Below are 20,194 nucleotides of genomic sequence, written 5' to 3' on the forward strand. Positions count from 1 at the left end.
CTGCCGACTTCGGCCGCGAGGAGACCACGGACTTCGGCCGCCTTGGGCCCGCCGAATCCGACCGGCGCGGGTCCGGCTTCGACCAGCATGGGTCCGGCTTCGACCGGCGCGGGTCCGACGACCTCGGCCGCCCAGTGCCTTCGCGCTACGACCGGCTCGCTGACCTCGGCCACTCCCGGCCCGCCGACTTCGACCGCTCCCGGCCCGCCGATGCCGATCGTTCCCGGCCCGCCGACCTCGACCACTCCCGGCCCGCCGACTTCGATCGGCGTGGAGGCGGCGACTTCGACCAGCCCGGTCATGCCGACTTCGGTCGGCCGGGGCCCGCCGAAGCCGATCGTTCCCGGCCCGTTGACTCCGACCGCGCCCGGCCCGCTGACTTCGACCGACGTGGAGGCGGCGACTTCGACCGGCCGGACCCTGCCGGCTTCGGTCGGCCGGGGCCCGCCGACCGTCGGCCGGAGCCCACCGACCTCCGCCATGCCAGCCCGGCCGATTCCGGGCCGTCCGCCCGCGCCGGTGCCGGCGGGTCGCCGCCGTGGCCCGGTGCCGGCCCGGTCCGGCCGGCCACCCCACCGCACCCCGCGTCGCCGTCCGACGATCTCCGGCTGCCGGGCGCCACCGGGGCCACCGGTCCCGGCGGCGACCGCTCCGTCCGTCCGCCGGTCGATCGGGCCGCCGCCAGGGAAGGCCGGCCGGCCGCCGACGCGCCGACCGCCTTCATCCCGAAGGTGGGCGCGTCGGCCAACGGCCCGTCGACCCCGGTCTCCCCGGCCGGCCCGGGCCGCGACGTCGATCCCGGGGCCACCGCCCTGATCCCGGCCGTCTCCGGGCGTACGCCGACCGCCCCGGCCGCGCTCGTCGAGTCGACCGCCCTGATGGGCGCGGTGCCGCGTCCTCCGAAGACGGACGAGCCGGAGGGCTCCGACACTCCCGCCGAGCAGCCTCGGCCACGCCGGGGCGAGCGGGTGGTCCAGTTGCGCCCGGAGCAGACCGGTGAGGGCTACAAGAGCGTCTACTCGGAGCTCACCCGGCCGTCGCTGGGCTCCCGGCTGCGTACCGGCATCCGGGTCAGCGGCGAACTGCTGATCACCTTCGGCCTGGTGGTGCTGCTCTTCGCCGGCTACGAGGTGTGGGGCAAGTCGGCGATCGTCGACGCCCACCAGAACGACCTCAGCCAGCAACTGGCGCAGGCCTGGGGCCCCGAGGGCGACCCGACGGTGGCGCCGTCCGCCAGCGCGTCCGCCAAGCCGAAGCCGCCCGTGCAGGGCAAGCCCATCGCCGGGCTCTACATCCCCAAGCTCGACAAGAACTGGGTCGTCGTCGAGGGTGTCACCCAGAAGGACATCCGGTACGCGCCGGGCCACTACCCCTCCAGCGCCCTACCGGGCCAGGTCGGCAACTTCTCCGTCGCCGGGCACCGCAACCGGGCCACCTTCTGGCGGCTCGACGAGCTGAACGACGGAGACGCCATCGTGGTGGAGGGCAAGACCGACTGGCACGTCTACAAGGTGACCCAGAGCCGGATCGTCAAGCCCACCCAGGTCGAGGTCGTGGCGCCCGTGCCGGGCAAGCCCGGGCAGAAGCCGACCAGGTCGATGCTCACCCTGACCACCTGCAACCCGAAGTTCGACAACTACCAACGCCTGATCATCCACGCCGAGTTGACGCGCAGTCAGCCGAAGTCGGCGGGGCGCCCGGCGGAACTGGGGGCCTGACGGTGTACGGCTGGATCTGGCGCAAACTGCCCTTCGGGCTGCCCGGCAAGCTCGTCGGCAGCCTGCTGATCACCAGCGCGATGGTGGCCCTGCTCTGGTACGTGGTGTTCCCGTGGGCCGAGCCCCTGCTGCCCTTCGACGACGTGCAGGTCACCCAGGACGCCGGCGATCCCGGCGGCGACTCGGTGCCGGGCGGCGGGGAGAGCGGCGACGCCCCGCCCGGCGACGAGCACGAGTTGCCGTACGACACCGACCAGAACAACACCCCGCCTGCCTCCCCGGACGAGTGAGCCCCTGATGCGTGTCCTGGTGATCGACAACTACGACTCGTTCGTCTTCAACATCGTGCAGTACCTGGGTCAGCTCGGCGTGGACTGCGACGTCCGGCGCAACGACGAGATCGAGGTCGCCGAGGTGGGCAGGGTCGGCGCGGCCGGCGTCCTGCTCTCGCCCGGCCCCGGCAGCCCCGACCGCGCCGGCATCTGCCTCGACGTCATCCGCGCGTACGCGGGCGAGCTGCCGATCTTCGGTGTCTGCCTGGGTCACCAGGCGATCGGTGAGGCATTCGGCGCCACGGTGACCCGCGCCCCCGAGTTGCTGCACGGCAAGACCTCCGAGGTGCGCCACCACGGCGTCGGGGTGCTCGCCGGCCTGCCGGACCCGTTCACCGCCACCCGCTACCACTCGCTCGCCGTGCTGCCGGAGACGCTGCCCGAGGAGCTGGAGGTCACCGGCTGGACGGGTTCCGGCGTGGTGATGGCGATGCGGCACCGTACGCTGCCGATCGAGGGTGTCCAGTTCCACCCGGAGTCGGTGCTGACCGAGGGCGGTCACCTGATGCTGGCGAACTGGCTCGCCGCCTGCGGTCACCCGGAGGCGCTGGAGCGGGCCCCGGCGCTGGCCGCCGAGGTCGACACGCGCCGCCGCGCCGCCTTCGCCACCGCCTGACCTGCGGCCTCTGTCGGATCGTCAGTACTCGTCGTCATCCTGTCGACGGGCGCGCGCGGTCAGGAGTGTGACGGCCAGGACCGTCACCGAGACGACGCCGACGGCCTGGCCGATCCGGCCGATGCGCTTCGCGTTGCAGGTCCGGTGCGCCTTCTCCCAGTAGTCCCCGTCCGAGGGGCCTGCCCATAAGTCCAGGTCGAGCCTCAACGCGTTGCCGCAGCTCTTCTGCTCGTGGTCTCCCGGCCCGAGGATGTGGACCGGTAGGGCCAGCAGGAACACCACCACGGCGCTCCCGAGCCAGGCGACCCGGGTCGGCGTCACCCAGGTGTCGAATCTCGATCTGCCCCGCTCGGTCCCGGCCTTCATCCGGCGATGGTAGAACATCCGATCGCCGCCCCCGGCAAGTCACGCAGCTCGATGCCAGAGGGCCTTCCTGTTACGCCCGCCCACCGCGCGGTCAGCCCGTCAGCGCATCCGCCACGCCGGAGTTCACGGGCGAGCGGACGGCGGGCGGCCTGCCCCGGACCGCGTCCCATGCCGCCTTGCCGCTGGCGAAGTAGTCGCGGACGCCCTTGCCGACGAGCAGGGCGCGCCCGCAGCCGGCACAGCGGGCGGTCACCCCGTCGACGTCGAGGCCGAGGTGCCGGCACAGCGTCACCGCGCGGGACAGGTGGTAGGACTGGGTCACGATCAGGGCCCGTTCGACGCCGTACACGTCGCGCGCCCGGGCGCAGGTGTCGTAGGTGTCCAGGCCGAACGGGTCGGCCACGACGCGGCGAGGATCGACGCCGAGCCGCTCGGCCAGGTGGGCGGTCATCGCCGCCGGCTCGTCGCCGGACGTGCCGCCCCCGTCGCCCGACACGAGGACCACCCGGGCCCGCCCGCTCTTCACGAGAGCGGCGGCGGTCTCCAGGCGGCCGGCGAGGCGGTCACCCGGCTGACGGCGGTCCGCCGCCACCGCCGTACCCAGGACGATCACGACGTCGGCGGCGGGCGCGTCGGCCTCGCCGTACAGGTGGCCGCGGGCGGCGGTCGTCGTCCAGAGCCAGGGGAGGCTGGCCAGGAGCAGCCCCACCAGGCCCAGGATCGCCGCGCGGATCAGGCGCCGTCGCCACCGGCTCGAACGGTCCGCCGCACCGGTCGCCGGCCGGCCGTCGTCGATCGGCGGAGGGCGCCGCCCGGCGGCGTCGGAGGGCTGCTGCCCGGCGGCCTCGACAGGGCCCTGACCGGCGGCGTCCGCAGGGTGCCGCCCAGCAGGGTCCTCCGCGCTCACGAGCGGGGTCAGCGCTCGGGCAGGCGGATCGGCGGGTTGGTCGGCAGCGGGAAGCCCCCGCCGCCGCCGTCACCGGGGGTGGTCGGCGTGACGCTGGGCGTCGGGCTCGCCGAGTCGGTGGGCGTCGGCTCGGCCTGCGGCACGGTGACCACGATCGTCACGGTCTTGCCCCTGGCGAGGTTGCTCCCGGCCGGCGGGGTCTGCGAGGTCACCTGGCCGGCCTCCTCCGGCGGCACCTCGCGGCCCCGCTTGACGTCGACCCGGTAGCCCGCCTCGTCCAGCTCCTCCTCGGCGTCGTCCTCGCTGGAGCCGACCACGTTGGGCACCTTGCCGACGTTGCCCCTGGAGACGGTGAGGGTGACCGTGCTCTTCGCGGCGACCTGCTTGCCCTCCTCGGGCGACACATCGAGGACGATACCCGCCTTCTCGGCGTCGTCCCTCTCCTTCTTTTCCACCTTGAAGCCGGCCGCCTCCAGCCGGTTCTTTGCGCCCTCGTAGGTGGAGCCGACGAGGTCCGACGGGATGGCCTTCATCTCCACGCCGCCGCAGACCCGGACGACGACATCGCGGTTCGCCTCCAGGGATGAGTTGGCAGGCGGGTCCTGGTTGACGACCTGGCCCTTCTGGCAGGTGCCGAAAACCTGGTCGCCCTCCTTGGGCACCAGGTTGGCCTGCTCGATCCGGGCGAACGCCTCCTGCTGGGTCAAACCGGTCACCGTGGGGACCGTGGCCAGGTCCTCGCCGTCGCGCTGGCTCAGCAGGGCGGCGGCGAGGGCGATCACCGCGAGGACGCCCACCGCCGCGAACGTCGCGATCAGCCAGGAGGACGCCTTCCGACGGCGCGGGTCGCCGACCCGGGCCGGCATCTGCCGGGTCTGCGGGGCGCCGGGGGCGCCCGCGTAGCCGGCGGCGGCCGGAGCGAGCTGCGTCGTCTCCTCCTGCGGCAGCACCGGGGTCGCCATCACCGGGCGGCCGGCGGCCGCGCGGAGCAGGTCGGCCCGCATCTCGCCGGCGCTCTGGTAGCGGTTGAGCGGGTTCTTCGACAGCGCCTTGAGCACGATCGCGTCGACCGCGGGATTCACGTCCGGGTTGATGTCGCTCGGCGTCGGAGGCGTCTCCCGCACGTGCTGGTACGCCACGCTGACCGGGCTGTCGCCGACGAACGGGGGATGCCCGCAGACCAGCTCGAAGAGCACGCAGCCGCCGGCGTAGACGTCGGAGCGGGCGTCGACCGCCTCGCCGCGCGCCTGCTCGGGAGAGAGGTACTGCGCCGTACCGATGACCGCGCTCGTCTGGGTCATGGTGGTGGCGCCGCTGGCCAGCGCCCGCGCGATGCCGAAGTCCATCACCTTGACCTGGCCGGTCTGGGTGAGCATCACGTTGCCGGGCTTGATGTCGCGGTGGATGATGCCGTGCCGGTGGCTGAACTCCAGGGCCGCGCACATGTCGGCGCAGATCTCCAGCGCCCGGCGCGGCTGGAGCCGCCCCTCGACGCCCAGCACCTCCTTGAGGGTCCGCCCGTTGACGAACTCCATCACGATGAACGGCAGCGTCTCGCCGGTCGGCGCGGTCTCCTCGCCGGTGTCGTAGACGGCGACGATCGCCGGGTGGTTGAGGGACGCGGCGTTCTGCGCCTCCCGGCGGAACCGCATCTGGAAGGTGGCGTCCCGGGCGAGGTCGGTCCGGAGCATCTTGATCGCGACGTCCCGACCGAGCCGGAGATCACGACCGCGGTGCACCTCGGCCATGCCGCCGTAGCCGAGCAGCTCGCCGACCTGGTACCTGCCACCGAGCAGGCGGGCCTGCGCTGTCATCGCGTCTGTCGTCCTTCGCTCGTCGTCTCGTCGCTGCCCGACCGGGGCAGTTCCTGTCGACGGTACGACGTTCCGGTCGGATCGTCGCGTCCGTCGGGCCACAGCGCGCCGGACGTCACCGTCGGCGGAGTGCCCGCGCTCGACTTCGTGCCTTCCCGCACCTGGTAGGAAATCACGCCGGAGCAGACGATGACCAGCACGGCCACGAGGATGGCGAGGAACACCATCCCGGGCCGGGAGCGCTGCCCACCCGGCTGGTGCGCCGGCGGGACGGCGTGTCCCGCGTACGGCATCGGCCGGGCCTGCGGCACTGGCGCCGCGCCGCGCGGGTAGCCCGTCGGCGCCATCTGCGGGTGCTGGACGGGCGCGGCGGGCGCGACCGAGGTGGGACGGTGGGGCGCGGCGGCCGGCCGGGTGTTCGCCACGGGCGGCCGGTGGGCCGCCATGGGCGGACGAGGCGGCTGCGCGGCGACGTTCGGCTGCCGGTGCGGCGGCGACACCGGCGGACGCGGCGGCGGCACCTGGGCGCGGCCGGGCGGGCCGGCCGGCGACGCCGGAGCGGCGGAGATGGGCTGACCTGCCGCCCGGGCCTGCTGGGAGAGCTGGGCCTTGAGCTGGCGGGCGACCCCCGCCAGCGTGGCGGCGCTCGGCCAGCGTGCCGCCGGGTCCTTCGCCAGGGCCCGCTCGACCACCGCCCGGACCTGCGGCGGAATGTCCGCCGGCAGCGGACGGGGCGTCTCCCGCACGTGCCGCATGGCGATGTCGAGGGGATTGTCGCCCTCGAAGGGGCGTCGGCCGGCGAGGCACTGGTAGGCCACCACACCGAGCGCGTAGACGTCGGACGCGGGCGTGGCGACCCCGCCGGTGGCCTGCTCCGGAGAGATGTACGAGGCCGTGCCGAGCACCGAGCCGGCGGCGGTGAGCTGGGCGACCAGCTCCGACCGGGCGATGCCGAAGTCGGTGAGCACCAGGGTGCCGTTGGGCCGGACCAGCAGGTTTCCGGGCTTCACGTCCCGGTGCACGATGCCCTTCACGTGCGCCGCGTGGAGCGCGTCAGCCGCCTGGGCGACGAGCGCCATCGTGCGGGCCGGGGTGAGCCGGCCGACCCGGGCCAGGGTGGCCGACAGCGCGTCGCCCTCGACGTACTCCATGACCAGGAAGGCGATCTGCTGGTCGTTGCCGAAGTCGTAGACGTCGACCACGCCGGGGTGGTTGATCGTGGCCATGGTGCGGGCCTCGCCCCGGAAGCGCTCGGCGAAGTCGGGGTCGTCGAGCAGCGCGGGGAGCAGGCTCTTGACGGCGACCGTACGGCCGAGCACCTGGTCGGTGCCGCGCCAGACGTCACCCATGCCACCGCTGGCGATCCGCTCGTCCAGGCGGTAACGGTTGCCGAGCTGCACCCCGGGGCTCAGCATGTCAGCGGCCCCCCGGGTCGGCGATGGCGGCGCGCATGATCTGCCCGGCGATCCGGGCCGCCTCGGCGCTGCCGCCGGGGCCGGCCTGCTCCAGCATCACGCAGACCGCCGAGACCGGCGTGCCGTTCTTGTCCAGGGCGAAGCCGATGAACCAGCCGTGGTCGGGCCGGTCGGGCGCCGACTGGGCGGTGCCGGTCTTGCCGCCGACCGTGTAGCCCCTGAGCTGCGCGTTCGTGCCGGAGCCGTTCTCGACCACGCTGACCATCATGTCCCGCAGGTCTTTGGCGACCTGGCCGCTGACCGGCTGCCGCAGCTCCCGGGGCTTCGCGGTGTAGTAGCTGGTGGTGCGGTCCGGGGCGAGCAGCTGGCGGACCAGGTACGGCCGCATCTGGCTGCCGCCGTTGGCGACGGACGCGGCGATCAGGGCGCCCTGGAGGGGGGTCATCCGCACGTCGCGCTGCCCGATGGAGGACTGGGCCAGCGCGGCCGGGTCGGCCCCGCCGTCGGCGTTCTCCATGCTGCCGGTCCGGCTCGCCGCCACCGGGTGGCCGGCCTCGTTGAGGTGGCCGACGGTGAGGTCCTCCTGCTCGAAGCCGAACTGCCGGGCCTTCTCCTTGATCTTGTCGGCGCCGAGCCGGACGCCCATCTGCGCGAAGCCCGTGTTGCACGACTCGGTCACCGCGTTGATCAGGGTGACCTCGTCCTCGGGGCAGATCGACGGGGCCGCGTTGCGGATCGGCGTGCCCGAGGTCGGCGGGGTCCAGCTGGCCCCTGCCGGGATCCTCGTCTGCTGACCCACGCCGCTTTCCAGCGCCGCAGCGGCCACCACGATCTTGAAGGTGGAGCCGGGGGGCAGCACCTCGCCGAGGGCCCGGTTCTTCAGCGGGCCCGCCGGGTCCTGCTCCAGCTTGTTATACGCGGCCGTGGCCTCGTTGGTGCTGTGGCTGACCAGCGGGTTGGGGTCGAAGCTGGGCATCGAGACCAGCGCCTGCACCGCCCCCGTACGCGGGTCGACGGCGATCGCCGCGCCCTTGGCGGCGTCGACCCGGTTGTTGCGCAGCTGCTCGAACGCGGTGTTCTGGGCGCCCTTGGAGACCGTCAGCAGGACGTTGCCGCCGCCGGACTGGTCACCGGTGAACATGTCCTTGACCCGGTTGGCGATCAGCGCGTCGCTGGTGCCGGCCAGGAAGTCGTTCTCGAACTTCTCGATGCCGGTCTCGGCGAGATTGACCGGCTTGTAGCCGAGGATGTGGGCGTACCTGGCCCCGCCGGGGTAGCTGCGCTGGAACTTCAGCTCGCCGTCGGTCTCCTTGCTGAGCGCGAAGGCGGTGCCGCCGGCCTCGATGTTGCCGCGCTTGCGCTCGTACTCGGCGACCTGGACCCGACCGTTGTAGTCGCTGGTGCGGTACTCGTCGGCCTTGTAGGCCTGGATCCAGTTCAGGTTCGCAAAGAGCAGGCCGAAGAGAACCATGACGACGACGCCGACGCGGCGCAGGGGTGCGTTCACGGCCTGATCACCTCCGTGGGGGCACCGTGCAGCTGCTCCGGCGGGCCGCCGGACGGTCGGGCCGCCTTGCCGCCACCGCCGGCGACGGGGCGGCGGGCACCGTCGGAGATCCGGAGCAGGGCCGCGATGAGCAGCCAGTTCGCCATCAGCGAGGAACCGCCGGCGGAGAGGAACGGGGTGGTCTGCCCGGTCAACGGGATGAGCTTGCTGATCCCGCCGACGATCACGAAGACCTGGAGCCCGAGAGTGAAGGCAAGGCCGCCGGCCAGCAGCTTGCCGAACGAGTCCCGGACTGCCAGCGCCGCGCGCAGCCCTCGCTCGACGATCAGCAGGTAGACCACGAGCAGGGCGGAGAGGCCGAAGAGGCCGATCTCCTCGCCGATGCCCGCGAAGATGAAGTCGTTCTGCACCTCGGGCAGCAGGCCGGGCTGGCCGCCACCGGGACCCGCGCCGAACAGGCCGCCCGTGCCGAGCGCGAGCAGGCCCTGCACGAGCTGGTAGCCGTCGTTGTAGGGGTCGGCGAACGGGTCCAGCCAGATCTGCGCGCGCAGGTAGAAGTTGGCGAACGGCCCGCCGACCACGTCGCCGAGCACGTACGCCAGGTAGACGCCGCCGAAGAACAGCACCAGACCGATGAGCAGCCAACTGACCCGTTCCGTGGCGATGTAGAGCGTCACCACGAACATGCCGAAGTAGAGCAGCGAGGTGCCCAGGTCCTTCTCGAAGACGAGGACCAGGACGCTGACCAGCCAGACCGCGACCACCGGACCAAGGTCCCGCCCGCGCGGGAAGTCGATGCCGAGGAACCGGCGGCTCGCCAGCGACAACACCTCGCGCTTGCGCACCAGGTAGTAGGCGAAGAAAACCAGCAGGGCCAGCTTCGCGAACTCGCCCGGCTGGATGGAGAAGCTGTCGCCGAACTTGATCCACAGCTTCGCGCCGTTGATCTCGGAGAACCGGCTGGGCAGCACCGCCGGGATCATCACCAGCACGATGCCGGCCAGCCCCAGCGTGTACGCGTAGCGCGACACCGAGCGGTGGTCCCGCATGATGGTGAGCAGCCCGGCGGCGAGGATGACCGAGACGAGCGTCCAGGCGAGCTGCCGGCCGCCCGTGCCGGCAAAGATGGCCAGGTCCTCCCGCTCGGTCGGTGCCGCCTTGCCCAGGTCGATCCGGCGCAGGAAGCCGACCCCGATCCCGTTGAGCAGGGCGACCGCCGGCAGCAGGGCCGGGTCGGCGAAGGGCGCCAGGAACCGGATCACCAGGTGCAGGCCGAGGAACACGGCGGTGAGCGCGGCGGCCGGCATCCAGAAGTCGGCCGTGACGGTGTCGAGCACCTTCGCCTCGACCATCGCCCCGTACGCGGCCACCAGCACCATGGCGACCAGCAGCAACGACAGCTCGGCGTTGCGCCGGGACCGGGCCAGGCGTACGCCGGGCTGCTCGCCCGTGGTGGCGGGCGAGGATGCCGGAATGGCCGCTGCGGTCACGGAACGTCCTCGGATCGAGCCGCGCCTACTCCGGCGACCGGCACGCGGCGGGGTCGAGCGCCGGCGAGTCGGTGTCGGAGGGCGGGGCGTCGGGCGTGGTGGTCGGCGCAGCCGGCGTGCTCGGCCGGCCGCTGACCGGGGCGCTCGCACTCGCGCTGACGGTCGGAGCGGGCGACACCGGGACGGAGGTCGGCGTCGGGACGGTGGTGACGGCCGCGGCGCTCGGACTCGGGCTCGGCGGGCAGATCGGCTTCAGGTTCGGGTTCATCGGGTCGTCGCTGGTCAGCTCGGCCAGTCGACGCTCGGCGTCGGGCTCGCTCTTGGCCGGGATGCCCTGCTTGACCTGCTCCTGGGCGGCCAGCGTCAGGTCCTCCAGGTCCGCTGGGCTCTTGGAGTGCACGGTCGACAGGTTCATCCCGGCGATCTCGCCCTGGATGCCCCGGAACACCGCGACCTGGCCGTTCTCGGTCGCCCCGACGTAGTACTGCCGTTGGGTGTAGCTCCAGCCGCCGAAGACCGCGCCGCCGACGAGGACCAGCAACGCCACCGAGATCGCGGCGGCCCGCACCGGCCGACGCCTCGGGCGCTCCGACTCGTCGTCGGCGCCGGCCGTCGGTTCCTCGGGAACGGGCGGGCGCGGCGCGGAGAGGGCGGACGCGCGGGCGGCCGGCGTGGACACGTCGGCGGAGGTCGCCATGCCCCGGTCCCGGGCGGCGGCGCCGCCGACGATCGGGCTCGCCTCGACGATGTCCTGGTCGGTGGCGTCGGCGATGATCACCGTGATGTTGTCCGGGCCGCCGCCGCGCAGGGCGAGCTGCACCAGCCGCTCCACGCACTGCTGCGGGTCGGTGTATTCGCGCATCGTCTCGCCGATGGTGTCGGCGCTGACCACACCCGAGAGGCCGTCGCTGCAGATCAGGTAGCGGTCGCCGGGGAGCACCTGACGGACGCTGTATTCCGGGTCGATGTCGCGGCCGTCGAGCGCCCGGGTGAGCAGCGAGCGCTGGGGGTGGCTGCTCGCCTCCTCGGCGCTGATCCGGCCCTCGTCGACGAGCATCTGGACGTACGTGTCGTCCTTGGTGATCTGCGCGAACTCACCGTTGCGCAGGAGATAGGCCCGCGAGTCACCGATGTGGACCATGCCCAGCTTGCTGCCGGAGAAGAGGGTCGCGGTGAGCGTGGTGCCCATCCCCTCCAGCTGAGGGTTGGCGTCCACGGTGTCGCGGAGCTGCTGGTTGGCGGTGCCCACGGCCGAACGCAGCGCGTCGACGAGGGCGTCACCTGGGACGTCCTCGTCGAGCGGCGCCATGGCACCGATGACGATGTTGCTGGCGACGTCACCGGCGGCCATGCCGCCCATGCCGTCGGCGACGGCGAGAAGCCGCGGCCCGGCGTAGACGGAATCCTGATTACCGTCTCGGATCAGACCGCGGTCGCTGTGGGCCGCATAGCGCAGGGTCAGAGTCATGGCCGTAATTCGAGAGAAGTGCGGCCGATCCGGATCGGCACGCCGAGGGGGACGGGGGTTGGTCCGGTGACCTTAGCGCGATCCAGGTACGTGCCGTTAGTCGAGCCGAGGTCCTCGACGAACCACTGGCCGTCGCGCGGCACCAGACGGGCGTGCCGCGCCGAGGCGTAGTCGTCGGTGATGACGAGGGTGGAATCCTCCGCCCGGCCGATGGTGATCTGCGCTTCGCCGAGGGTGATCCGGGTCCCGGCCAGTTGGCCGGCGGTTACCACGAGCTGGTGGGCCGCCCTGCCCCGCTTCGCCTTCGTCGGTTTCGCCGCCTGCCCGAGCGAGGCGCCGACGGCCCGGGGGGCGGCCACCAGCCGGCCCGACCGGGCGCCCGCGAACAGGTCCCGGCGGATCACGCCGACCACCGTGAACACGAAGATCCACAGCAGGATGAGGAACCCGAACCGGGCGACGGTGATGACGAGCTCCGGCAAGGCGGGTCAGCCGTCCACGCGGAAGGTCAGCGTCGTGGTGCCGAGCTGGATCATGTCGCCGGGATTGAGCGCGACGGCGGAGACCCGCTGGCCGTTGACCATGGTGCCGTTGGTCGACCCCAGGTCGGTCAGCACGACCTGACCACCGTCGAAGTCCAGCCGGGCGTGTCGCCGCGAGATCCCGACGTCGGGCAGGCGCAGGTTGGCCTGGTCACCGCGGCCGATCACGGTCGAGCCCACCTGGAGGGGGTAGGTGCGTCCGTCGCCGGAGACCAGCCGCACGTTGCGGCCGCCGCCGTGGCCGGGCGGAGGACCGTAGCCGCCGCCCTGGTCGTAGGCCGGGTAGGCGGGCGGGCCCGCGTCGTAGCCGGGCGCCGAGACCGGGGCGACCTCGCCGCCGGTGTAGACCTCGGCGGTGACCCGGAACATCCCGGTGTCCAGCCCCTCGCCGCGTTCGATCTCGACGATCACGTCGCCGTAGACCGTCCAGGCCTGCTCGCCGATGAACTCCGCCTGCGACTGGGCCAGCTCCTGGGCCAGCGCGGCGGCGTACGGCGCCAGACGACTGTGGTCGTAGGGCGAGAGATCGATCACGTAGCGGTTGGGCACCAACGTGCGCCCACCGGCCAGGATCGCCTTGTGCGCCTCGGCCTCCCGCTGCATGGCGTTGAGGATCTCCACGGGGTGGACCACCCCTTTGAAGACCTTGGCGAAGGCCCCCTCGACCAGGCCTTCCAGACGCTTCTCGAAGCGTTGCAGCACGCTCACCGGCTCCTCCTCGGGTCCCGAGGACATGATGGTATCCGGCCGGCGCGCGCGCAGCTCACACGCCGCTCGGCCGTCTGACGGCGGCCCGTTCGGACGGGCCGATAATGCCGTGCTACTCTTTCGTCCGCCACGAACGGTAACCGCTCCTCGGACGGTAACCGATCGTCACAACGACCACGGACCGGCTAGGATGTCCGAGGCCCGCTGGAGACAGCAGGTCCGGCACAGACTACAGTGTTCGTGGTCAAGCCACGGGGAAGTGGCGGAATGGCAGACGCGCACGGTTCAGGTCCGTGTGCCCGAAAGGGCGTGGGGGTTCAACTCCCCCCTTCCCCACCAATACGCGAGGGCTCCGCAGCGATGCGGGGCCCTCGCGCCGTATCGGGGCGTGCCGTACGTCACGCTATGCTCCGATGGTTTCTGCCTCCGATGGACCAGGAGTGGCGTGTGAGTGTCGCGTTCGTGACCGGGTCGGGCGGTCTGATCGGCTCCGAGGCGGTCCGGCACTTCGCCGGCCTCGGTCTCGAGGTCGTCGGCATCGACAACGACATGCGGCAGGAGTTCTTCGGCGCGGAGGCGTCCACCGCGTGGAACGTCCGCCGGCTGACCGACGAGCTGGGGTCCGCGTACTCGCACCACAGCATCGACATCCGCGACCGGGCCGCGCTGGCCAAGCTGTTCAAGCGGTACGGCACCGACGTCGCCGTGGTGATCCACACCGCCGCTCAGCCGTCGCACGACTGGGCGGTGCGCGACCCGTTCACCGACTTCGACGTGAACGCCGCCGGCACGCTCAACGTCCTGCAGAACGTGCGGGAGCACTGCATCGAGGCGCCGCTCATCCACTGCTCCACCAACAAGGTCTACGGGGACCGGCCGAACAGCCTGCCGCTGGTCGAGCTGGAGACCCGCTGGGAGATCGAGCCGGGGCACGCGTACGAGCAGGGCATCCGCGAGGACATGTCCATCGACGCCTGCCTGCACTCGATCTTCGGCGCCTCCAAGGTGGCGGCCGACGTCATGGTGCAGGAGTACGGCCGCTACTTCGACATGCGGACGGCCTGCTTCCGGGGCGGGACGCTGACCGGCCCGGCGCACTCCGCGACGGAGCTGCACGGCTTCCTCGGCTACGTGATGCGCGCCAACATGGAGCGCCGCACCTACAAGATCTTCGGCTACCAGGGCAAGCAGGTCCGCGACGCCATCCACAGCTCGGACGTGGTCAGCGCGTTCGAGGCGTTCTTCCGCAACCCGCGCTCGGCGGCGGTCTACAACCTCGGCGGCGGCCGGCACTCGAACACCTCCAACCGTGAGGCGTTCGCGCTCGCCGAGCAGATCACCGGCCAGGAGATGGTCACCGAGTACGTCGAGGCCAACCGGATCGGCGACCACAAGTGGTGGATCGGCTCGAACGAGGCCTTCCAGGCCGACTACCCCGAGTGGAAGCAGGTCTACGACGTGCCCATGATCATGCGCGAGATCTACGAGGCCAACGTGGACAAGTGGGTGCCGGGGGCATGACCGGCAGGGGCAAGCGGAACGTCCTCGGGGTCCTGGTCGACGCCACCGACTACGCCGAGGCGACCGAGCAGGTGGTGGCCGCCGCGCAGGAGCGCCGCCCGCTGGCGCTGACGGCGCTGGCCGTGCACGGCGTGATGACCGGGGTGCTCGACCCGGCGCACAACGCCCGGCTGAACTCCTTCGACGTGGTCACCCCCGACGGCCAGCCGGTGCGCTGGGCGCTCAACCTGCTGCACGGCGCGGGGCTGACCGACCGGGTCTACGGCCCGAACCTGACCCTGCACGTGCTCGCCCGGTTCGCCGACGAGGGGCTGCCGGTCTACCTCTACGGGTCGACCGAGGAGACCCTGGCCAGGCTGATCCCGGCGCTGGAGCGGATGTTCCCGGCGCTGAAGATCGCCGGGGTGGAGCCGTCGAAGTTCCGGGCGGTGCAGCCGGGCGAGGACGTGGAGATCGCCGACCGGATCCGGTCCAGTGGGGCCCGGCTCGTGCTGGTCGGGCTGGGCTGCCCGCGCCAGGAGATCTTCACGTACGCCATGCGACCGCTGCTCGACATGCCGCTGATGGCGGTCGGGGCGGCCTTCGACTACCACGCCGGCCTGCTGCGCCAGCCCCCGCCGTGGATGCAGCGGGCGGGCCTGGAGTGGTTCTGGCGTCTCGGTCTGGAGCCGAAGCGCCTCTGGAAGCGCTACGTGATCCTCAACCCGGCCTACCTGACCCGGCTCGCCGGGCAGAAGACGGGGCTGTGGAAGGCGAAGGCGCCGGCCCCGGCCACGGAGCGTCCCGCCAGCTTCTCGGTCTGACCGCCTTCTCGGTGCAGGGAAGGGCCCCTTCCTATCGCGTACGCGATAGGAAGGGGCCCTTCCCTGCACTCAGGTCAGAGGGTGAGGGTCCAGGTGTTCAGGTAGCCGGTGTCGCCCGAGTAGACGTCGCGCACCCGCAGCTGCCAGGTGCCGTTCGCCGCCTCGCTCGACAGGTTCGCCGTGTAGGTGGCGTTGATGTTGTCCGCGCCGTCGAAGATGCTGCTGTTCTTCAGCCGGTAGGTCGAGCCGTCCGGGGCGACCAGGTCGATGACCACGTCACCGCGGTAGGTGTGCACGATGTTCACCGCGACGGTGGAGGCCGCCGAGGCGTTGCGGGCGCAGCCGGCGATCACGATCGAGCTGCTCACCGCGACGTTCGTGTCCGGGATCGCGAGGTCGGTGCCGTTGGTGCCGGAGCAGCCGCCGCCGGTGCCGGTGACCGTCAGCGAGTAGGTGGCGGTCCTGCTGCCCGAGGCCGCGGTGCCCGTCACGGTCACCGAGTAGGTGCCGGCCGGCGTGCTCGCCGAGGTGCTGATGGTCAGCGCCGAGGAACCACCCGAGGTGACGGTGGCCGGGCTGAACGAGGCGGTCGCCCCGGACGGCAGCCCGCTCGCCGAGAGGCTCACCGACTGGGCGGAGCCGTTGGTCGTGGCGGTGGCGACCGTGGCGGTCACCGAGCCGCCCGGCGCGGTCGAGCCGGACGTCGGCGAGACCGAGACGGAGAAGTCGTCGGTGGGCGGCGGGGTGTCGCCGTTGACGACGTAGAGCAGCTTGTTCGGCGAGCCGGTGCCCGGGTTGGTCACCACGTTGCTGGTGGCGTTGTTCACCAGGTAGTCGCGGACCTGCTGCGGCGTCCAGGCCGGGTTGGCGCTGGCCACCAGGGCCGCGACGCCGACCACGTGCGGGGTCGCCATCGAGGTGCCGCTGATCGTGTTGGTGGCGGTGTCGTTGGTGTACCACGCCGAGGTGATCGACGAGCCGGGCGCGAAGATGTCCAGGCAGGTGCCGATGTTGGAGAACGACGACCGGGCGTCGGTGTTGGTCGTGGAGCCGACGGTGATGCCCTCGGCGGTCCGGGCGGGCGAGGTGTTGCAGGCGTTGCCGCCGGAGTCGTTGCCGGCCGCCAGGCCGTAGCTCACGCCCGAGTTGATGGAGTTGCGCACGGCGGTGTCGAGCGAGGCGTTCGCGCCGCCGCCGAGGCTCATGTTGGCCACGGCCGGCTTGACCGCGTTGGCGGTCACCCAGTCGACGCCGCCGATGACGCCGGCGTTCGTGCCGCTGCCCTGGCAGTTCAGCACGCGTACGCCGACCAGCTGGACGCCCTTGGCCACGCCGTACGCCGAACCGCCGACGGTGCCGGCGACGTGCGTGCCGTGCCCGTTGCAGTCGTCGGCCGAGCCGCCGTCGACGGCGTCGTAGCCGGAGACCGCCCGGCCGCCGAAGTCGCTGTGGCTGAACCGGATGCCGGTGTCGATGATGTAGGCGTGCACGTTGCTCGCCGTGTTCGGGTACGTGTAGGAGCTGTTCAGCGGCAGGGCGCGCTGGTCGATCCGGTCCAGGCCCCAGGAGGGCGGGTTGGTCTGGGTGCCGGCGATGGAGACCGTGTGGTTCTGCTCGACGTACGCCACGGCGGAGTCCGCGGCGATGCGGGCGGCGGCCCTGGCGTCGACCCGGACCTCGAAGCCGCGCAGGGCGGCGCCGTAGGTGCGGGCGACCGCGCCGCCGTGCCGGCCGACCAGCCGCTGCGCGGTGTCACCGACGCTGCTGCGGGCGACCGAGGTGTCCTTGAAGACGACGATGTAGCTGTCGGCCACGGCGGTGGCGCCGCCAGCGGCGCGGATCGTGCCCACCGGTTCGGCGGCCATGGCGGGCGTGGCGGTGGCCACCATGGCCAGCGCGGCCACCCCGACGAGTACGGACCTGCGTGGAAGACCCATCTTCTACTCCCTCCGACCGGCACCGACCGTCCAACTGTTCGAGACGAGTGAATCGATGAATGCCGATCAAGCTGAGGGTAGGGGGGCGCAAACGGGAATTCAAACATGTCGACTTCCCCATACCACCGGAGGGATGACCCCCTAGGGGCGGCGGCTGCGGGACGAACCGGGGACCTGCCCGGATTCACGGTCGTCGAAAACGGGCAAGGCTGTCGGTCATGGAGATTCACCTGACCGTGCTGCTGTCGCTGGCCGCCGTCTGGCTCGTCGCCGGCTGGCTCGCGGACGGGCTGCCCCGGCTGGACCACGCCCGGGCCCTGCGCCGGCGTACCGGATGGGTGCTCGCCCTGACGCTGACCGGCCTGGGCCTGACGGCCGCCGTGCTCGGCGCGGGGCTCTCCAGCGCCGGCACGACCCCCGCGGACCGGGCGGCCGCCGGCCTCGCCCTCGCCGCCGCCCCCGCGCTCGTGGTCGCGGCCTGCACGGTGCGCCGGGTACGCCGACTGCGGGCGGGCGCGGGCGCGCTCTCGTCGGCCCCGGGCACCCCGGCGCCGCACGGCCTGCGGGCCTCCGCCGCGCACCCGCTGATCGGGCTCCCGGTGCAGGTCACCGGGCTGGCGATCCTGCCCGCGGTGGCTGCGGCGAGCGCCCCGGACCTGCTCTCCGGACCCGGCGTGGCCGGGCCGGCGGTCACCCTGGGCGTGCTGGGCGTCGCCGCCATCGGCGTACGCCACGCCCTGCGGCACAGCCGGCTCGTGGAGCGGGCCGTGCCGGTACGGCCCGCGTCACCGCGAGCGGCCGGGGCCCTGCACGTATAGCAGTTCCAGGATCGCCCGGGTCGCCTCGAACCAGCGGTCGAGCCAGCCGGGCGGCGGGACGCTGCCCTTCGGCGGCAGCTCCATCAGCAGCCCGCGCAGCAGCGGATGGTCGACCAGTGACTCGGCCGGCTCCACCGACCAGCTGCCGGGCGGGAACGACGGCTCGGTCAGCGGGTTGGGGTCCAGCGAGGGCAGGGAGAGCGGCGGACCGGGCTGCTCCGGCGGCGCGGCCGGGCTCTCCCGGCCACCCATCTCGGTGTCGGTCGACACCACCTCGGTGAGGACGGTGTCCCGCCGTGCCCCCCGGTACTTGCCCCCGAACCGTTCCGGCTTGCCCGGCCCGTTGGTGAGGTTGTCCGAACCGATCGTCGTCATCCGTCTCGCCTGCCTCGCTCGGTTGCCGATCCCGGCGGCGGCTCGTCGACCACCGCCGTGCCGAGGGGTACAACGACACGGGACCCGATGTGGCGACGCCGACGGCGGGACGACTTCGCGGCCGGTCCGGACGCGGGCACGACGATGCCCCCGCCCGGCTCCACTGCCGGGCGGGGGCATCCCGTCACGTTCCGGTCCCGTCAGCCCTTGTCGAACACACCGCCCCTGGCGCCGGCGACGAAGGCGTGCCAGCCACCCGGGGAGAAGACCAGGGCCGGGCCCGTCTTGTCCTTCGAGTCCCGCACGCCGACCGCCCCCGTCACGTACGCCACCTCCACGCAGTTGTCGCAGTTCGGCCCGCTCTTCGAGCTCTTGAACCACGCCGCCTGCGTCAGGTCCACGGGGAACCTTTTGGTCGCCCTTTCCACATCGGCTCCTCTGCCAGTTTCGCGATGTGTGCGATGGACTCCTCAGGACGAATGGCCGCCGCTCGGATGTGATCGAAGATGAAGCTGTACTTCTGCAGTTCGTCACTCTTCTCCAGGAAGAGCCCACCCGTGGCATTCTCCGCGTACACGACATCCGGATCACCGGGCTCAGGGAAGCTGAGGATCGTGAAGGTGCCGTCCATGCCGGCGTGCGCCCCTACCGCGAAAGGCAGGATCTGGAGCGTCACGTTCGGCAGTTCCGCCACCTCGACCAGGTGTTTCAGCTGGTCACGCATTACCTCGTCCCCGCCCACCGGACGGCTCACCACCGCTTCATCGAGCACCACCCACAGATCGACCGGATCATCCTGCGTCAACAACGACTGACGGCCCAGACGGACACGCACCCGTTGCTGCACCTGTTCGGGAGTGAAGTCGGGCCGGGCGGCCCGGATCATCGCGCCCGCGTAGTCCTCGGTCTCCAGCAGCCCGGGCACCACCTGCTGCTCGTACGCCCGGATCGAACCGGCCGCCGCCTCCAGCCCGACGTACGCGCCGACCAGCACCGTGCTGTAGGGGTGCCACCAGCCCTTCTGCCGCGCCTCGCGGGCGATCTGCACCAGCTCGTCGCTCTCGGCACCCACCACGCCGTAGATCCGCAGCATGTCCCGCACGTCGCGTGGCGTCGCGGTGGTGTGGCCGGTCTCGATCCGCGAGACCTTCGACGCCGAACACTCCAACTGCTCGGCGACCGCCTCTATGGTGATGCCGGCCCCCTCCCGCTGCCGGCGCAGTTCGGCGCCTAGGCGACGCCGCCGGATGGTGGGGCTGCGCCGCTCGCTCACGACACGACCCCGCCCGCTGGTCGGAACCACCGCCTGTCAGGCCTCACCCGGTCCACCTCCGCCTCGCCGTGCGCCACTGTCGTCACCCGCCAGGGGCGCGACCGTCGTACGGCGGGCGTCGTTCGCGGCGTGGGGTGGTGCCGGTCATCGGCCGGCCGCGACGGGCGAAACCGGCTCCCAGTGTGCCGGGCATACGTGAACGGCTTCAAGCGCTGCTTTGCACAAGCCGCTCACGTATCGGCAAAAGTCGACGTGCAACTTGCATGAAGCACGTCGCTGATGCACTCTGTCCGTATGGCACGGGTTACTCACCGTCTCCGTCCGCTTCCTCGCCGTGGTGACCCCACGGACCGCGGGACGCGCGGCGGTGGGACCGCCCGGCAGTCGACAACCAGACCTGCCCCGGGTTGATGACCTCGCCGCTGCACGCCAGTTGGCTGCGGCGGCGGGAGCGGTACCCGGAGTAGCCGAGTGATGGTCGGGTGGCGGTTCGCCACCAGCGGATACGGCCCGACCACCACCGCCCGCAGCACCGGTCCACGAGGCACGACCCCGCCACCCGACCATCACTCGGCTACTCCGGG

General features: G+C 72.1%; 19 protein-coding genes, 1 tRNA gene and 1 pseudogene. 7 read left to right on the plus strand and 14 right to left on the minus strand.

What is annotated here, in order from left to right; all coding sequences use genetic code 11:
* A pseudogene (locus F6X68_RS17675) lies at positions 1 to 482 on the minus strand (hypothetical protein); the annotation flags it as partial.
* Between the two features lie 249 nt (positions 483 to 731).
* Here F6X68_RS17675 and F6X68_RS17680 point away from each other — a divergent pair.
* From F6X68_RS17680 to F6X68_RS17690, 3 genes are read left to right on the plus strand one after another with little or no spacing between them, the layout of a single operon-like run.
* A complete protein-coding gene (locus tag F6X68_RS17680) occupies positions 732 to 1,718 on the plus strand; it encodes a class E sortase (RefSeq protein WP_370518959.1) in 987 nt (328 codons plus the stop codon).
* Positions 1,719 to 1,720: 2 nt separating this feature from the next.
* Positions 1,721 to 2,008: a hypothetical protein gene (locus F6X68_RS17685; RefSeq protein ID WP_151455324.1), complete on the plus strand. Its 288-nt coding sequence runs from the start codon at positions 1,721 to 1,723 to the stop codon at positions 2,006 to 2,008.
* 7 nt (positions 2,009 to 2,015) lie between these two features.
* A complete protein-coding gene (locus tag F6X68_RS17690; RefSeq protein WP_151455325.1) occupies positions 2,016 to 2,666 on the plus strand; it encodes an aminodeoxychorismate/anthranilate synthase component II in 651 nt (216 codons plus the stop codon).
* Between the two features lie 21 nt (positions 2,667 to 2,687).
* Here F6X68_RS17690 and F6X68_RS33585 read toward each other — a convergent pair whose 3' ends face one another.
* From F6X68_RS33585 to F6X68_RS17730, 9 genes are all read right to left on the minus strand, one after another.
* A complete protein-coding gene (locus F6X68_RS33585) occupies positions 2,688 to 3,032 on the minus strand; it encodes a hypothetical protein (protein WP_192581446.1) in 345 nt (114 codons plus the stop codon).
* Positions 3,033 to 3,123: 91 nt separating this feature from the next.
* Positions 3,124 to 3,741: a vancomycin high temperature exclusion protein gene (locus F6X68_RS17695; protein WP_225852273.1), complete on the minus strand. Its 618-nt coding sequence runs from the start codon at positions 3,739 to 3,741 to the stop codon at positions 3,124 to 3,126.
* Positions 3,742 to 3,947: 206 nt separating this feature from the next.
* Positions 3,948 to 5,753 carry a Stk1 family PASTA domain-containing Ser/Thr kinase gene (gene pknB / locus F6X68_RS17700; protein WP_151455326.1) on the minus strand — a complete coding sequence of 602 codons (1,806 nt, stop codon included), beginning with the start codon at positions 5,751 to 5,753 and terminating at the stop codon, positions 3,948 to 3,950.
* Entirely contained in the window at positions 5,750 to 7,168 is a 1,419-nt protein-coding gene (locus F6X68_RS17705; protein WP_151455327.1) for a serine/threonine-protein kinase, read from the minus strand. The genes pknB and F6X68_RS17705 overlap by 4 nt, the downstream gene beginning before the upstream one ends.
* A 1-nt stretch (position 7,169) precedes the next feature.
* Positions 7,170 to 8,675 (minus strand): penicillin-binding protein 2, encoded by a 1,506-nt coding sequence (locus tag F6X68_RS17710; RefSeq protein WP_151455328.1) that lies wholly within the window; start codon positions 8,673 to 8,675, stop codon positions 7,170 to 7,172.
* Complete coding sequence (locus F6X68_RS17715; RefSeq protein WP_151455329.1) at positions 8,672 to 10,165, minus strand: FtsW/RodA/SpoVE family cell cycle protein; 1,494 nt, start codon at positions 10,163 to 10,165, stop codon at positions 8,672 to 8,674. The genes F6X68_RS17710 and F6X68_RS17715 overlap by 4 nt, the downstream gene beginning before the upstream one ends.
* A gap of 25 nt (positions 10,166 to 10,190) precedes the next feature.
* The gene (locus F6X68_RS17720; RefSeq protein WP_151455330.1) at positions 10,191 to 11,633 is read right to left on the minus strand and encodes a PP2C family serine/threonine-protein phosphatase; all 1,443 of its coding nucleotides are present in this window, start codon (positions 11,631 to 11,633) and stop codon (positions 10,191 to 10,193) included.
* A complete protein-coding gene (locus F6X68_RS17725) occupies positions 11,630 to 12,115 on the minus strand; it encodes an FHA domain-containing protein (protein WP_121397334.1) in 486 nt (161 codons plus the stop codon). Before F6X68_RS17725 ends, F6X68_RS17720 begins: the two co-directional genes overlap by 4 nt.
* Positions 12,116 to 12,121: 6 nt before the next feature.
* Positions 12,122 to 12,910 (minus strand): DUF3662 and FHA domain-containing protein, encoded by a 789-nt coding sequence (locus F6X68_RS17730; protein WP_151455331.1) that lies wholly within the window; start codon positions 12,908 to 12,910, stop codon positions 12,122 to 12,124.
* A gap of 226 nt (positions 12,911 to 13,136) precedes the next feature.
* On the opposite strand from F6X68_RS17730, the gene F6X68_RS17735 reads away from it, so the two are divergent.
* The 3 genes from F6X68_RS17735 to F6X68_RS17745 all read left to right on the plus strand — a co-directional run bounded on the left by F6X68_RS17735 (position 13,137) and on the right by F6X68_RS17745 (position 15,207).
* Positions 13,137 to 13,222 (plus strand) — tRNA-Leu (locus tag F6X68_RS17735).
* 66 nt (positions 13,223 to 13,288) lie between these two features.
* Positions 13,289 to 14,404: an NAD-dependent epimerase/dehydratase family protein gene (locus F6X68_RS17740; protein WP_192581444.1), complete on the plus strand. Its 1,116-nt coding sequence runs from the start codon at positions 13,289 to 13,291 to the stop codon at positions 14,402 to 14,404.
* Entirely contained in the window at positions 14,401 to 15,207 is an 807-nt protein-coding gene (locus tag F6X68_RS17745) for a WecB/TagA/CpsF family glycosyltransferase (protein WP_151455333.1), read from the plus strand. Before F6X68_RS17740 ends, F6X68_RS17745 begins: the two co-directional genes overlap by 4 nt.
* Positions 15,208 to 15,281: 74 nt before the next feature.
* Here the strand turns inward: F6X68_RS17745 and F6X68_RS17750 are convergent, their stop codons facing one another.
* Positions 15,282 to 17,144, minus strand: coding sequence for a S8 family serine peptidase (locus F6X68_RS17750; protein ID WP_151455334.1), 1,863 nt, complete (start codon positions 17,142 to 17,144; stop codon positions 15,282 to 15,284).
* A 218-nt stretch (positions 17,145 to 17,362) separates the two neighbouring features.
* On the opposite strand from F6X68_RS17750, the gene F6X68_RS17755 reads away from it, so the two are divergent.
* Complete coding sequence (locus F6X68_RS17755; RefSeq protein ID WP_151455335.1) at positions 17,363 to 17,962, plus strand: hypothetical protein; 600 nt, start codon at positions 17,363 to 17,365, stop codon at positions 17,960 to 17,962.
* Here F6X68_RS17755 and F6X68_RS17760 read toward each other — a convergent pair.
* The 3 genes from F6X68_RS17760 to F6X68_RS17770 all read right to left on the minus strand — a co-directional run bounded on the left by F6X68_RS17760 (position 17,930) and on the right by F6X68_RS17770 (position 19,610).
* The gene (locus tag F6X68_RS17760; RefSeq protein ID WP_151455336.1) at positions 17,930 to 18,337 is read right to left on the minus strand and encodes a hypothetical protein; all 408 of its coding nucleotides are present in this window, start codon (positions 18,335 to 18,337) and stop codon (positions 17,930 to 17,932) included. The genes F6X68_RS17755 and F6X68_RS17760 overlap by 33 nt on opposite strands.
* A gap of 200 nt (positions 18,338 to 18,537) precedes the next feature.
* Positions 18,538 to 18,738 carry a DUF397 domain-containing protein gene (locus tag F6X68_RS17765; protein ID WP_192581445.1) on the minus strand — a complete coding sequence of 67 codons (201 nt, stop codon included), beginning with the start codon at positions 18,736 to 18,738 and terminating at the stop codon, positions 18,538 to 18,540.
* Entirely contained in the window at positions 18,729 to 19,610 is an 882-nt protein-coding gene (locus F6X68_RS17770) for a helix-turn-helix transcriptional regulator (RefSeq protein WP_151455338.1), read from the minus strand. The genes F6X68_RS17765 and F6X68_RS17770 overlap by 10 nt, the downstream gene beginning before the upstream one ends.
* Positions 19,611 to 20,194: the final 584 nt, after the last annotated feature.

The organism is Micromonospora sp. AMSO12t (assembly GCF_008806585.1).
GTDB lineage: Bacteria > Actinomycetota > Actinomycetes > Mycobacteriales > Micromonosporaceae > Micromonospora > Micromonospora reichwaldensis.